This is a genomic window from Pantoea sp. X-Soil-TKNS-1280 (assembly GCF_059730475.1).
This window is the reverse complement of record NZ_AP035962.1, coordinates 379438-393037: the sequence shown is the minus strand read 5'-3', so window position 1 is coordinate 393037 and position 13600 is coordinate 379438. Positions and strand designations below refer to the sequence as shown.

General features: G+C 50.5%; 12 protein-coding genes. 2 read left to right on the top strand and 10 right to left on the bottom strand.

Annotated elements, in window-relative coordinates:
• Nucleotides 1-140 precede the first annotated feature (140 nt).
• The 5 genes from AC6I8X_RS01780 to dnaB all read right to left on the bottom strand — a co-directional run bounded on the left by AC6I8X_RS01780 (nucleotide 141) and on the right by dnaB (nucleotide 6725).
• Entirely contained in the window at nucleotides 141-2351 is a 2211-nt protein-coding gene (locus AC6I8X_RS01780) for a hypothetical protein (protein ID WP_497840449.1), read from the bottom strand.
• Between the two features lie 262 nt (nucleotides 2352-2613).
• Nucleotides 2614-3807 (bottom strand): amino acid aminotransferase, encoded by a 1194-nt coding sequence (locus AC6I8X_RS01775; protein WP_497840448.1) that lies wholly within the window; start codon nucleotides 3805-3807, stop codon nucleotides 2614-2616.
• Between the two features lie 48 nt (nucleotides 3808-3855).
• Complete coding sequence (locus tag AC6I8X_RS01770; RefSeq protein WP_299458239.1) at nucleotides 3856-4470, bottom strand: YitT family protein; 615 nt, start codon at nucleotides 4468-4470, stop codon at nucleotides 3856-3858.
• Nucleotides 4471-4698: 228 nt separating this feature from the next.
• Nucleotides 4699-5190, bottom strand: coding sequence for an Lrp/AsnC family transcriptional regulator (locus AC6I8X_RS01765; RefSeq protein ID WP_084871837.1), 492 nt, complete (start codon nucleotides 5188-5190; stop codon nucleotides 4699-4701).
• 128 nt (nucleotides 5191-5318) lie between these two features.
• Nucleotides 5319-6725 (bottom strand): replicative DNA helicase, encoded by a 1407-nt coding sequence (gene dnaB / locus AC6I8X_RS01760; RefSeq protein WP_084871836.1) that lies wholly within the window; start codon nucleotides 6723-6725, stop codon nucleotides 5319-5321.
• Between the two features lie 74 nt (nucleotides 6726-6799).
• Here dnaB and AC6I8X_RS01755 point away from each other — a divergent pair, with 74 nt between their 5' ends.
• Nucleotides 6800-7783 (top strand): quinone oxidoreductase, encoded by a 984-nt coding sequence (locus AC6I8X_RS01755; RefSeq protein WP_313683599.1) that lies wholly within the window; start codon nucleotides 6800-6802, stop codon nucleotides 7781-7783.
• A gap of 192 nt (nucleotides 7784-7975) precedes the next feature.
• Here the strand turns inward: AC6I8X_RS01755 and pspG are convergent, their stop codons facing one another.
• The 3 genes from pspG to AC6I8X_RS01740 all read right to left on the bottom strand — a co-directional run bounded on the left by pspG (nucleotide 7976) and on the right by AC6I8X_RS01740 (nucleotide 10803).
• On the bottom strand, nucleotides 7976-8242 hold the full coding sequence (gene pspG, locus AC6I8X_RS01750) for an envelope stress response protein PspG (RefSeq protein WP_299458248.1): 267 nt from the start codon (nucleotides 8240-8242) through the stop codon (nucleotides 7976-7978).
• 216 nt (nucleotides 8243-8458) lie between these two features.
• Nucleotides 8459-9454: a tRNA dihydrouridine(20/20a) synthase DusA gene (gene dusA / locus AC6I8X_RS01745; RefSeq protein ID WP_299458250.1), complete on the bottom strand. Its 996-nt coding sequence runs from the start codon at nucleotides 9452-9454 to the stop codon at nucleotides 8459-8461.
• 98 nt (nucleotides 9455-9552) lie between these two features.
• Entirely contained in the window at nucleotides 9553-10803 is a 1251-nt protein-coding gene (locus AC6I8X_RS01740; protein WP_313683598.1) for a conjugal transfer protein TraF, read from the bottom strand.
• Nucleotides 10804-11252: 449 nt separating this feature from the next.
• Here AC6I8X_RS01740 and zur point away from each other — a divergent pair, with 449 nt between their 5' ends.
• Complete coding sequence (gene zur / locus AC6I8X_RS01735; RefSeq protein ID WP_299458254.1) at nucleotides 11253-11774, top strand: zinc uptake transcriptional repressor Zur; 522 nt, start codon at nucleotides 11253-11255, stop codon at nucleotides 11772-11774.
• 69 nt (nucleotides 11775-11843) lie between these two features.
• On the opposite strand, the gene AC6I8X_RS01730 is transcribed toward zur, so the two are convergent.
• Both AC6I8X_RS01730 and dinF read right to left on the bottom strand, forming a co-directional pair.
• On the bottom strand, nucleotides 11844-12056 hold the full coding sequence (locus AC6I8X_RS01730; RefSeq protein ID WP_299458256.1) for a CsbD family protein: 213 nt from the start codon (nucleotides 12054-12056) through the stop codon (nucleotides 11844-11846).
• A 157-nt stretch (nucleotides 12057-12213) separates the two neighbouring features.
• Nucleotides 12214-13545, bottom strand: coding sequence for an MATE family efflux transporter DinF (dinF, locus tag AC6I8X_RS01725; RefSeq protein ID WP_313683597.1), 1332 nt, complete (start codon nucleotides 13543-13545; stop codon nucleotides 12214-12216).
• Between the last annotated feature and the right edge of the window lie 55 nt (nucleotides 13546-13600).

The following is a 13600-nucleotide window of genomic DNA, read 5'->3' as shown; positions in this document are numbered from 1 at the left end:
CTGGAATCCTGAATTAAACACACCGTTTAAGTGTGCAGCATGTCGGCAAAAGGTAAAGGAAAAGGAAAAAGCGGCCTGGAATAGTGCGAAAAAAACCGCCAGCCCGGAGACATGGCGGCTGATTGGTGAAGCACTGCCGCCTACGCGACAAAACCCAGGGCTGCCAGTGAAGAAGCACTGGCGCTAATACTTTTTACCGCTTTTTCCAGCGGCAATAGCAGGCCTGCGAACGCCTCTTCGGATAACGCATGTGTTGCAGAGACCTCATCCTTGCCGGACGGTAAAACATCCTCTCCACGATTGAGGGTTGGCTCCAGATGTATCTCATTGGCATACAGGCATGCCGCCATACACTTTTCCAGCATGTTATGGATTCTTTCGAGGTTCGCCTCATTGAGAGTGATGGCTTTAGGCGTTTTTTGATTTATCTTTGATAAATCTTCAGATTTGCGGAATGACTCCCGTGCCGCAGACAGACTGAGCGCAGGCAAAAATGCCTCGATTTCCAGGTCCAGCTCCTCAAGCATCCCCGCCAGTTTCGGCAACATTTCAACCTGCCTTTGCAGCCCTTCTTTGTTAATAAATCGGCTGTAATCTTTGTCCACTTTGCCACTGTCAAACTCAGCATGCAGTTTATGGGCATACTTCAAAGAATTAACCATGGTTTTGACCTGAGCAGATAAATCATCCTTCAGCGAACTCGTAATCATTGCTGAATAAAGTTTGACGCGATCCTCTGTAGATTGCGTATCCGCCTTTGATAATTTATCCGCAGATTGTTCCGTATAATATCTCTTTTCTTTTGCGAGCGTTTTGGCTGGATTATCACCTCTCGCCATTGAATCAACTAATCGCGTCAGATCATCAAGCGTCGCACTGACCTTACCGGCTTTCCACTCAACGGTATCTTTTGTGACTTTAGTATCGGTAAAGAATGAAAGATAGGTTGTGATACTGTCTGGAATATTTTGCCGAATGTTGTCAGTATTAATATTCCTGGCTGCCATTTCGTCGCAGATAAGATCAAATTTCTGAACGTTTCTCTGATGATTCTCACTTGCAAATTTAATCACATCTTTTAACTTCTGTGCCTTCTCCAGATCAATACCTTTCCCCGCCTTTATCCAATCGTATGCCCGGTTCGAAAATATATCTAAGGCCATAAATGGCGTCCTGGCATAATCAAGAGCAACGTTTAAAGTTTGACTGGCGATCCCTCCGTTAGAACCCTGCACAGTATCCTTCTGGCTTTTATGCGTATTCATTGCTGCTGCCAAAGAGCCAACTTTAGAACGCGAGCTTTTTTTATTTTCTGGTTTCACTTTAGTCAAAAGTGGGGGAGCTTCCCTGATGATTAAAGTGCCTTCGGGTAGAGACTCAGGAGCAGGTTTTCGCCCGACAAAGAGTTTGTTTATGTCTAATTGTGGTTCATCTTTAAGTAAACGACCAGACAACTCATGGTTCATATTGATATTGGCCAGGAATGGGAAAAAACGCGGTGTCTGCGCATTTTCATATGCGGCTTTCATATCAGAGCCAACAGGATAAACCCAGTTGGGGAATGGGCATCGGTAGGCAAGCAATATCCGGTCTATTGCGGAAGATAACAGTTGGGTACTGCATTTATATAAAGCCTTGCCTAAAATTAAAGCACCGGCTCCTGCGGCCGCAGACGGCAGCAGCACACTCGCAAGAGCGCCCCCCGCCACCCAGCCTGCGCCGCCAATGATCACTTTCGCCGATTCCTGAGCTAACTCTTTTGCGATCAGTTTGGGCAGATCGCCATTCACGATGGTTCTGAGCTCCCCATCGACAACAATCGTGGTGACAAAATCATTCTCGAATCCTCTGAAACAACTGCGATAATCTTCAGTCAGTTCATTATTAGTTTTTCCTTTTAAATCCATCACAGTATTAACACATCTGAATATCGCGCTAATATCTCCAGATGGATTTTTCACATTGTGAATGCGATGTTTGTCAAAAACACCATCATCTGACAATGACTTTATTATTTTCTCCCCATCACTGCCATCAGAATCCTGCATTAGGTGTTTAGCCACGACAATTGAACTGTTACTGTGTTCACATAACTTACCCAGCTCTTTAAATACGTCCTCATTCTGCCTCAGCGAAGCAAAGGTTTTATCATCGATAATAAACGCATCACCTTGCCCATTAACTGATTTAGGCCGATAGACACCAACACTTAAATCCCCATCAGTGCCAGATATAGCGTACTCTTCATAATCTAAGTCACCCTCATTATTTTCAGGTTCTGCTTGCGTGGTAGGAATTGAGGTGGATAGTATCCCATTACAAGTTCGAGTGTGAATAACATTTTCCAACATAATAAACCTCCTGATTGTAAAATTATTCATCAAGATCAAAAGGTTTATTAAAAAAAATCCAGAAGAATATTAAAATTTAGTGGAGTCGATTTATAAAACCCTTTAATTCTTTCTGAGTCAGGATTAATTATTCTTTAGGCTACTTACTATCGTCTTCTGTTTTCTGACAAAAACTATTGTTTTTCGGCAAGCTTGATGATTTATCCATAAAAAAACCGCCAGCCCGAAGGCATGGCGGTTCAGATACGGCCAGAGGCAGGCGTTACATCACGGCAGCAAAGGCTTCCGCCACCTGATGGACGTTGCGGCTATTCAGACCCGCCACACACATACGACCGCTGGCAATCAGGTACACGCCAAACTCATCACGCAGGCGATCAACCTGCTGGGCGCTGAGGCCGGTATAACTGAACATACCGCGCTGCTTCAGCAGATAATCGAAGTTTTGACCCGGCAGCTTCTCACGCAACACCGCGACTAACGCCTGACGCATTTCAATGATGCGCAGACGCATCGCTTCAACTTCCGCCAGCCAGTTATTCAGCAATGCTTCATCGTTCAGCACACAGGAAACCACCTGAGCACCGAAGTTCGGCGGGCTGGAGTAGTTGCGACGCACGGTGGCTTTCAACTGACCCAGCACACGGCCCGCTTCTTCTGCGCTATCACAGACAATGGAGAGTCCGCCGACACGCTCACCATACAGTGAGAAAATTTTCGAGAAGGAGTTGCTGACCAGCGCTGGCAGGCCCGCAGCAGCCACCGCGCGAATCGCATAGGCATCTTCGTTCATACCTGCACCAAAGCCCTGATAAGCGATGTCGAGGAACGGAATCAGCTCCTGCGCCTTCAGTACCTCAACGGTTTGATCCCACTGCGCATCGGTCAGATCAGCACCGGTTGGGTTGTGGCAGCACGGATGCAGCAGCACAATGCTTTGCTTCGGCAGGGTTTTCAGCGCCGCGATAAAGGCATCAAATTTCACGCCGTTGGTTTCTGCGTCATACCAGGGATAGGTATTCACCTCGAAACCTGCGCCGTTAAAAATAGCGATATGGTTTTCCCACGTTGGATCGCTGACCCAGACATTTGAATTCGGGAAGTAACGTTTGAGGAAGTCCGCACCCACTTTCAGCGCACCGGAACCACCCAGCGTCTGAATGGAGGCAATGCGACCCGCTTTCAGCATCGGGTGCTCATTGCCAAACAGCAGCGGGGCAATCGCGTTACGATAAGGACCGAAACCTTCCATTGGCAGGTAAAGCGAAGCCTGATGCGGTGCCGCCTGCAGGCGTTCTTCCGCTGCGGCTACGGCCTGCAACTGAGGAATGATGCCCTGCTCGTTGTAATAGAGGCCGATGCTCAGATTCACTTTATTGTCACGCGGGTCCTGTTTGAAGGTTTCCATCAACGACAGAATCGGATCGCCGGCATAGGCATCAACATTTTGAAACACGGTGCAGATCTCCATGATTGGTCATAAAAGTCAGGTAACGATGCATCGTCAAACCATATAGCGGCCAGGACGGTGATTCATGGCGATGATGAGATTGAGGACCACCGCACCCGCTATCGAGGCAAGCAACATAGGTACAGAGACCACAAATAACGACGCCAGCACCACGCAGGTATCGACGGCCATTTGCAGTTTTCCGGCGCGCAGACCGATGCGGTCCTGCAGCCAGAGCGCCAGAATATTGACGCCACCCAGGCTGGCCTTGTGACGAAACAACACTATAAACCCAATTCCCATCACCACGTTACCGAACAATGTCGCATAAAACGGATTTAGCGCAGAAAAATGGATGAACAGCGGATGCAGATGGGTAAAAAGCGAGACCAGCGCCACGGCACAGAAGGTTTTCAGGGTAAATTCCCAGCCCATCCGGCGCACTGCCAGCCAGTAAAACGGCAGGTTAATCAGGAAAAACGCACTGCCAAACGAAAGCGGTGTCAGATAGCTGATTAAGAAGGCAATCCCGGCTGAGCTGCCGGTGAGCGCACCGGCCTGCTTTAGCATAATGACGCCAAACGAGACCATCAGCGTACCCAGCACAATCGCCAACGCATCTTCAATGCGGGAATGGGGAATTTTGGTAGGTTGAACAACGTTATCCATGGATTTTTCTCATTGCAATTGATGCGGTTCAAATGCAAAAAACGCACCACATCGGCGACGTCTGCTCGTCGCCGATGGGTGCCAGTGATTATCCAATTGATAACTAAGGCGCTTTATTGCAGGTTTTTGTGCATTGATGAATGACTAATCCATAAATCCATGCACAAATCTGTTATCTGGTGCGCGTTTTTTGCATTTGAATGGCATTAATTGCACCAGACTAGCACATCACGCACTTTTTTGGCGCGTTTTGTGCTCGGGAATTATCATCAAACCGTTCTCTTTTAAACGGCTTAATACCACCGACGTTTTAACATGGGCCACGCTTTGATGACCCGACACCAGCTGGCTGATTAACGCGCTCAATGAAGCCAGGTCAGACACGGCAACTTTCAGCAGATAATCGGCGTCACCAGTGGTTTTAAACGCATCGACGATGGCGGTTTCCTGCTCCACCATCCGGTGAAAACTTTCTTCGTAATCGGGGGTGTGATTAATCAACCGCACTTCAATCAAACCCACCATGCCGAGGCCGATAGCATCGGGCGACAACCGGGCATGATAGCCGAGAATCAGGTTTGCCTGTTCCAGATTGATGCGGCGGCGTGAACATTGGGACGCCGAAAGGCCCACCAAATCACTGAGTTCCTGGTTCGTGAGGCGGCCATTAGATTGTAATAATGTCAGTATCTTAAGGTCGTAATCGTCTACCTGAGTCATTCTGCTTCCACAGCGTAATAGGGTGCGCTTTGCTACAGATAACCTGATTAAAGACGGGGTTGTCCAACACTATTTTGTGATGACGTGAAATGCATGCACAAATCGTGCATGCATAGGGGGAAAGAGGATTATTCGTCGTCGTATTGCGGGCCTGCGTAGTTATCAAAACGCGACCAGTGGCCATTGAAGGTCAGACGTACTGTACCGATCGGTCCATTACGTTGTTTACCGATGATGATCTCAGCGATACCTTTCAGATCGCTGTTTTCGTGATAAACCTCATCACGATAAATAAACATGATCAGGTCAGCATCCTGTTCGATCGAGCCGGATTCACGCAGATCCGAGTTGACCGGGCGCTTATCAGCACGCTGCTCCAGCGATCGGTTCAGCTGCGATAACGCCACGACCGGCACATTCAACTCTTTTGCCAGCGCCTTCAGCGAGCGCGAGATCTCCGCAATTTCCAGCGTACGATTGTCGGACAGCGATGGCACACGCATCAATTGCAGGTAGTCGATCATGATCATGCTCAGACCGTCGTTTTCACGATAGATACGGCGTGCACGGGAGCGCACTTCCGTCGGCGTCAGACCAGAAGAATCATCGATATACATATTCTTCTTTTCCAGCAGGATACCCATGGTGGCCGAAATACGCGCCCAGTCTTCATCTTCCAGCTGGCCGGTACGGATGCGGGTCTGATCAACGCGTGATAATGAAGCCAGCATACGCATCATGATCTGTTCGCTGGGCATCTCCAGACTGAAGATCAGTACCGGTTTTTCCTGCAGCATGGCGGCGTTTTCGCACAGGTTCATGGCGAACGTGGTTTTACCCATCGACGGACGAGCTGCAACGATAATCAGATCCGAGCCCTGTAAACCGGCGGTTTTTTTGTTCAGATCCTGATAACCGGTATCCACCCCGGTAACACCATCGTGCGGCGTGGCAACCAGCGATTCAATGCGCGATACCGTGGCTTCGAGGATTTGCTCAATGTTTTTCGGGCCATCATCTTTATTGGCGCGCTGTTCCGCGATTTTAAAGACGTTAGATTCGGCGAAATCGAGCAGATCTTCACTGCTGCGCCCTTGCGGATCATAACCGGCATCGGCGATCTGGTTCGCCACCGAGATCATTTCACGCACCACCGCACGTTCACGTACGATATCCGCATAAGCGCCAATGTTCGCGGCACTTGGGGTGTTTTTCGCCAGTTCGGCCAGGTAGGCAAAGCCCCCCGCCATATCCAGTTCACCCCGTGTTTCCAGCGATTCCGACAGCGTAATCAGGTCGATAGGTTGACCGGCTTCCAGCAGCCGTTGCATTTCGGAGAAGATCAGCCGGTGTGAGCGATTGAAAAAATCATCCGCGACCACACGCTCGGACACATTGTCCCAGCGCTCGTTATCCAGCATCAACCCACCGAGTACCGACTGCTCCGCCTCAATGGAATGCGGTGGCATTTTCACACCTTCCAGCTGACGGTCGCGGGGTTCGTTCGATTTGTTGGTGGGTTTATTTCCTGCCATAGTGAATGCATTACCGATCTTAAGTAGTGACGCGCAAGTATAACGTCACAGGCTGAACAATCACAGGAGTCAGAATGGCAAAGCGTATTCAGTTCAACGAACACGGCGGCCCTGAAGTGTTGCAATGGGTGGATTTTGATCTTGCCGATCCCGCTGAACATGAAGTGCAGGTAGAAAACCGGGCGATTGGCATCAATTACATCGACACTTACGTGCGCAGCGGATTATATCCGGTCGCGACGAAGCCATCCGGGCTGGGCACCGAAGCGGCGGGCGTGGTGAAAAAAGTCGGTTCTGCGGTGACGCGTTTTAAGGCGGGCGACCGCGTGGTCTACTGCCAGTCATCCCTCGGCGCGTACAGCGAGGCGCACAATGTGCACGAAGATCGTCTGGTGATTTTGCCGGAGCGAATCAGTTTTGAGCAGGGAGCAGCCTCGTTCCTGAAAGGTCTGACGGTGCAATATCTGCTGCGCCAGACCTATAAAGTCAAACCGGATGAGACGTTCCTGTTTCATGCGGCGGCTGGCGGCGTTGGCCTGATTGCCTGCCAGTGGGCGAAAGCGTTAGGTGCGCACCTGATTGGCACCGTCGGCTCAGCCGAAAAAGCGCAGATGGCCAAAGATGCCGGAGCCTGGGCCACCATTAACTATCGCGACGAGGATATTGCGCAGCGTGTTAGCGAGCTAACGAACGGTAAAAAAGTGGCGGTGGTATACGACTCAGTCGGTAAAGATACCTGGGAACCTTCACTCGATAGCCTGCGCCGTCATGGCCTTATGGTGAGTTTTGGTAATGCTTCCGGCGCAGTAACCGGTGTCGATTTAGGGATTCTGAATAAGAAAGGGTCGCTGTTTGTCACTCGCCCTTCGCTGTTCGGCTACATTACCAACCGTGAAGAACTCGACAGCGCCAGTGCTGAACTGTTTTCTCTGATCGCCAGCCATGCGATTAAAATCACCGTGCCGGAACAGCAAAAATTTGCGCTGAGCGATGCGGCCGAGGCTCATCGCGTGCTGGAAAGCCGCGCCACGCTGGGATCCAGCCTGCTGATTCCCTGACGCCAGAAAGCAAACGGGGCTTCCCGTAGGAAGCCCCTTTTTCTTTTTTATAGTTCGCGCTGGTGTAGGGACAGCGGCGATGAATTCATTGTTGACTCAACGGCAGCTATCCTGGCAGAAAACATAAGTAAAAAATATGTTTAATTGCGTATTTGTACTAAGCAATGATTAACTCTGTGATCACACCCGCATTTAGCGCCAGCCATTCTTCTCTAACTTACTGATTTTTCTTTTCAGTCGCTGCATCTTTATTTCACCATCAGGCGTGGTGAAGGCTCGATATAACCAGACGGCGACCACGGCCAGCACCAGCCACGGCAACAATTTGATAACAAGCGCAAACAACCCACCGAGGAACATCAGCACCGTTGCAACAATCAGCGCCGCAATCACACCCAGCAATGACACGCCGGTCAGCAGCAGCATGAGAAAAAAGCCGATAATAAATAATATTTCCACGAAGGCTCTCCTGTGTTGGTAACAGGTGATGCATTACAAGATGCGTGCCAGAATGAGAATTTCGCTAACTATCTGATATTGTTGGATTTTGTGCGAATTGCGCGCAGAGGAAATGGTGAAATTCACTAACTTGTGGTGTAAATAAAACCGTGTTCTGTGATGCCAGATCATAGATCTGCCGTAACAGCGCGATAAATCGCGCCGTTACGAATCCAATCAGGCTTCCTGTGGGATCTTATCCGCCACCAGTGCCAGTGCGGCTTCCAGCACACGCACATCCGCTCCCGGTTTATGCGCATTTTCGCTCAGATAACGACGCCACTGGCGTGCTCCCGGGATTCCCTGGAATAGCCCCAGCATATGGCGTGTGACGTGGCCGAGGTAAGTCCCCTTCGCCAGTTCCGCTTCGATATAAGGGTACATACTGCGCACCACCGCCACAGGATCCACCACCGGGGTATCACGCCCAAACAATTCACGGTCAACCTGCGCCAGAATGCCGGGGTTCTGATAGGCTTCGCGCCCCATCATCACACCATCCATATGTTGCAGGTGGATTTTCGCCTCTTCCAGCGTTTTGATACCGCCATTGATAGCCATAGTTAACTGCGGGAAATCGCGCTTCAGTTGGTAGACGCGTGGATAGTCGAGTGGCGGAATCTCACGGTTTTCTTTCGGACTCAGACCCGAAAGCCAGGCTTTACGCGCGTGTATAATGAAGGTGTCACAACCCCCCTGCTGCGCCACAGTGCCAACGAAATCGCACAGGAATGCGTAGCTATCCTGATCATCAATGCCGATGCGGGTTTTCACCGTCACCGGAATGCTCACCACATCGCGCATTGCTTTAATACCATCCGCGACCAGCGCAGCTTCTCCCATCAGACAGGCACCGAAGCGACCATTCTGCACACGATCGGACGGACACCCTACATTAAGGTTGATCTCGTCATAGCCACGCGCTTCTGCCAACTGAGCACACTGCGCTAACGCCGCCGGATCGCTGCCACCCAGTTGCAGTGCGACCGGATGCTCATCCTCGCTAAAGGCCAGATAATCGCCCTTACCATGAATGATTGCGCCGGTGGTCACCATTTCGGTGTAAAGCAGCGTATCGCCGCTTAACTTGCGGTGAAAATAACGACAGTGACGGTCAGTCCAGTCGAGCATGGGAGCAATGGAAAAACGTTGCGAAGAGAAGGTATCGGTCATGAAACGCAGTAAATCCGGGGTTAAGTGATGAGAATCTGCGCAATCATACCACAGGATTGACGGGCGACACAGCCGCCCGTCGGTGTGATGAACATCAATCAGAAGTTAAATCCGAGCTGCACCATCGCACCCCAGGTATTGTCTGCACCAACCGAACCGGCCAGATCCAGATGTACCGTATTGTTGAATGGTGACACACCAAAACCGGCAGTGAAAACGTTGGTATCATTCGACTTCATATCGGCGCGATAGCCGGCACGCAGCTGCAACCAGTCCAGCACACGGTACTCGCCACCCACGCCGATATACTGGCTACTGTCTTCTGATTTAAAACGCTTAGTTTGCGTCAGATCGACATCGCCAGTCAGGGTCACAGGACCGTAGTTCCAGGCCAGACCGGTAGTGACCAGCGGACGGATTTGGTAAGTATCGCGATAGCCATCCACTTCTTTGGTATCGATGTTGCGCGAAATCAGGTTCTGACCGGTCAAACCGAAAGTCCAATTGTCGGCAAAATCAGTGGCGATACCGGCATCCACGTTGAAACCGGTATCGGAACTGCGATAACGGCTGTTGTTGATGTCGCTTTTGTCGTAGTTGTAGATGCTGGCGGTGTAATTATACAACCAGGTTTTCTGCAGTTTTGGCGTGATGCCTACAGAGACCGGATGGCCCGCAATAGTAAACTGGTGCGCCACGGAAATACCGTAATCAGTCACTAACGCCGCAAGCCCATTGGCACTGGAGCGCAAATTATCTTCATCACCCGGCACCGGAATGATGGTCCCGTCGGCCACGCCGTTCAGATAATCTATATCGCTTTGCGCCACATTCGCACGAACATGTGCAGTGCCATAAGCCTTGGTGATAAACGCAAAGGGCAGCGTCTCATTTGGCACGGTGACAGCCAGCGCCACACCCGCCGAGCCATCTGCTTTGTTGCCACGCAGGTCACTCAACTGATTCGCCATATCCCCTGCTGCGGCTTTAAGCTGCGGGTAGCCGTTGAGATAATCCTGGAAGGTTAAGTTATTGATGACATCCTGATAACGGTCAACGGTATCCGTAATGTCATCGACTTTATTAATCAGTTTGTCTTTATCGGTAACCTGCACACCCGCTGAAGGGAAAATGATGCTTACGTCATCATCAGGTTTTGCTTTGGTCATCAATGCCGGGTTCGCCAGTACCGCAGAGCTCCAGGTGGAAGACGCAACACCTGTGCCGCCCATTGCGTCATTACGTGCGTCGTACCAGGTACCTGCTGCCAGAGCTGAAGAGGAAAGAAATACTGAATTCAAAACAACAAGATAAGCAACTTTTTTGCGCCTGAATAATGTCTTCACCATGAGCCTGCCATCACCTTTCAAATGTCGTGACTACGTCATCGACGAAACAATTTACCAGCCCTTATTGTGAACCTGGGCTAACGATTTATTGCTGTGAAATAAAAGGAAATAGCACTGCTATTCGCAGAATTGACTGCTGGTGCAGCAATCTGTCGTGTATTTATGCAGAAAATTAAACGATGTCTAAATTAAGGCCAGACATTACTTAAGCCCTTTTGAACCTTAGACGCTAAGTCGGTGAGTTGCAAAGCAAAAACCAATTAGCCGGCTTTATAATAAATCCGTAACAAAGAACGCAGATGACAGTATGAGAAAAAAAGGGGAATAACACTGATATTAATCTTATGAAAAACAAGATTTTTCCTGGCAATGTTCAGCGAGAAAAGCAATCACAGCAGCGTAAAAATTTGTGTGATAAAATAACATCACTCGCCACCCGGAGAACACTTATGTCAAATTTGTCGCCAGACCAACTTCTGAACCAGGCTGAAACGCTTTGCCTGCAACGCGGCGTGCGTCTGACCACACAACGTGCCGAAGTGCTACGCCTGATGGCCGAGCAAAATGGATCGATCAGTGCTTATGATTTACTGGATCAATTGCGCGTCAGTGAACCCCAGGCAAAACCGCCAACCATCTATCGCGCACTGGATTTTCTGCTGGAGCAGGGATTTATCCATCGCGTTGAATCCAACAACAGCTACGTGGTCTGCCATCATTTTGATGAACCTGCACACACCTCAGTGATGCTGGTTTGTGACCGCTGTGCAGCCGTCAGTGAAAAACATGCGCATGGCGTTGAAAAGATCATCTCCGGATTGGCTGAACAAGCGGGTTTTGCGTTGCGCCATAGCGTGATTGAAGCCCACGGACTCTGTGAAAATTGTGCCGAAGTGGAAGCCTGTACCCATCATGAAAGTTGCGATCATGATCATCAGGTTGAAGGCAAAAAGCGGTTGAGGAAGGGATAAATGGCACCTCCTTGTGCCAACCCGATCATCAGGATCGGAGCTTAGGAGCATCGTCCTTAAACGGGTCCGTTACCAGCGGTGATCCTTGTTGTGACTTTCCCAGTCTTTCACTTCACGCTCGGCCTGGTCTTTAGCGTAGCCGTAGCGTTCCTGAATTTTACCGACAAGCTGATCACGTTTCCCTTCGATGACGGTCATATCATCATCAGTCAGCTTGCCCCATTTTTCTTTCACTTTCCCTTTGAATTGCTTCCAGTTTCCACTCGCTTCGTCTTTGTTCATAACCGTTCTCCATGTCATTTCCAGTGAGTTGACGGCATACCCATTTCCTGAAGGTAAAAACCGATATAACACGCTACTTAATTGCGCTGTTAAGGATAATTATAGTAGACAATGAATATCAGATAGCACACTTACGGATTAATCTGTAATTAACAAATTATATTCCACTATGCGAAAACCAACTATCGTGACGCCAGTGATGACGCCAGACCAGCCACAACGTGAGTCCGCGTAATGCCAGAAATACCGTCACCGCCAGCCACAAACCATGATTTCCCAACCAGGGTAAGGTGAGCAACGACAGGCCATAACCCAGCGCCGCCAGCGCCATGCTGTTACGCATTTCCCTGCCACGCGTCGCGCCGATAAACATGCCATCCAGCAGATAACACCATACCCCCACCAGGGGCATCACCACCTGCCACACCAGGTAACGGTCGGCGGCTTCGCGGAGTTCGTCCAGCGAGGTCAGCAACCCGACAATTTGCACCCCGCACAGGGCATACATCATGGCGAACAGCAACGCCACCAGGCCCGCCTGACGGCATGCCGCGTGCCAGACCAACAACAACTGGCTGCGATCTTTCGCACCAACCGCTTCACCAGAGCAGGCTTCAACCGCATAAGCGAAACCATCCAATGCGTAAGCTGTGAAAGTGAGAAACATCAGCAGAACCGCGTTGACTGCAACCACATCCGGCCCAATGCGCGCGCCAAAGATCGTCAGAGAAGCAAAACAGATTTGCAGCAGAAATGAGCGCAACATAATGTCGCGATTGAGACGAAACAGGCGGGCGGCACCACCGCGCCAGCTCGCTTTTAGCAGGGTGAAATCAATACCACGTAGCTTTAATACCCGAGCGACCATTAACAGCCCGACACCCAGGGTGACATATTCGGCCAGCGCTGTAGCCGCAGCAGCACCTGCCACTCCCCAGTGCAGACCGAGCACAAACAGCAGATCCAGCAGAATATTAACCAGGTTGCCCACCACCAGCAAAACAACGGGTGCACGTGCATACTGCACACCCAACAGCCAGCCCAGGAGTACCAGATTAGCCAGCGTAGCGGGAGCACTGAGCCAGCGAATCTGAATAAACAGCTGCGCCTGTTGCTGTACCGCAACGCTGCCCCCCATTAGCGCAGCCGCCAGATTGCTGACAGGTGTGCGCAGCAACATAAACAACACGCCTGCGATCAATGCGATAAGCAACGGTTGGGTAAGCGCACGCGCCAGCGCCGTTTTATCGCTGGCACCAAATGCCTGCGCAGTCAGTCCGGTCGTGCTCATGCGTAAAAACAGCAGCAGCATAAAAATGAAGCTGGTTGCCGTGCTACCCACTGCCACGCCACCGAGATAGATCGGACTGTCAAGATGGCCAATCACCGCGGTATCCACCACGCCGAGCAATGGCACCGTGATATTCGAAAGGATCATCGGCAGCGCCAGCCGCCAGAGTGTCTTATCAGAGGAGGAAAACAGCTGCATCAGCCCGTCCCGGTTTGTGCTGCGCTACAGTTATTTTGGCAAATCAAACCACGGC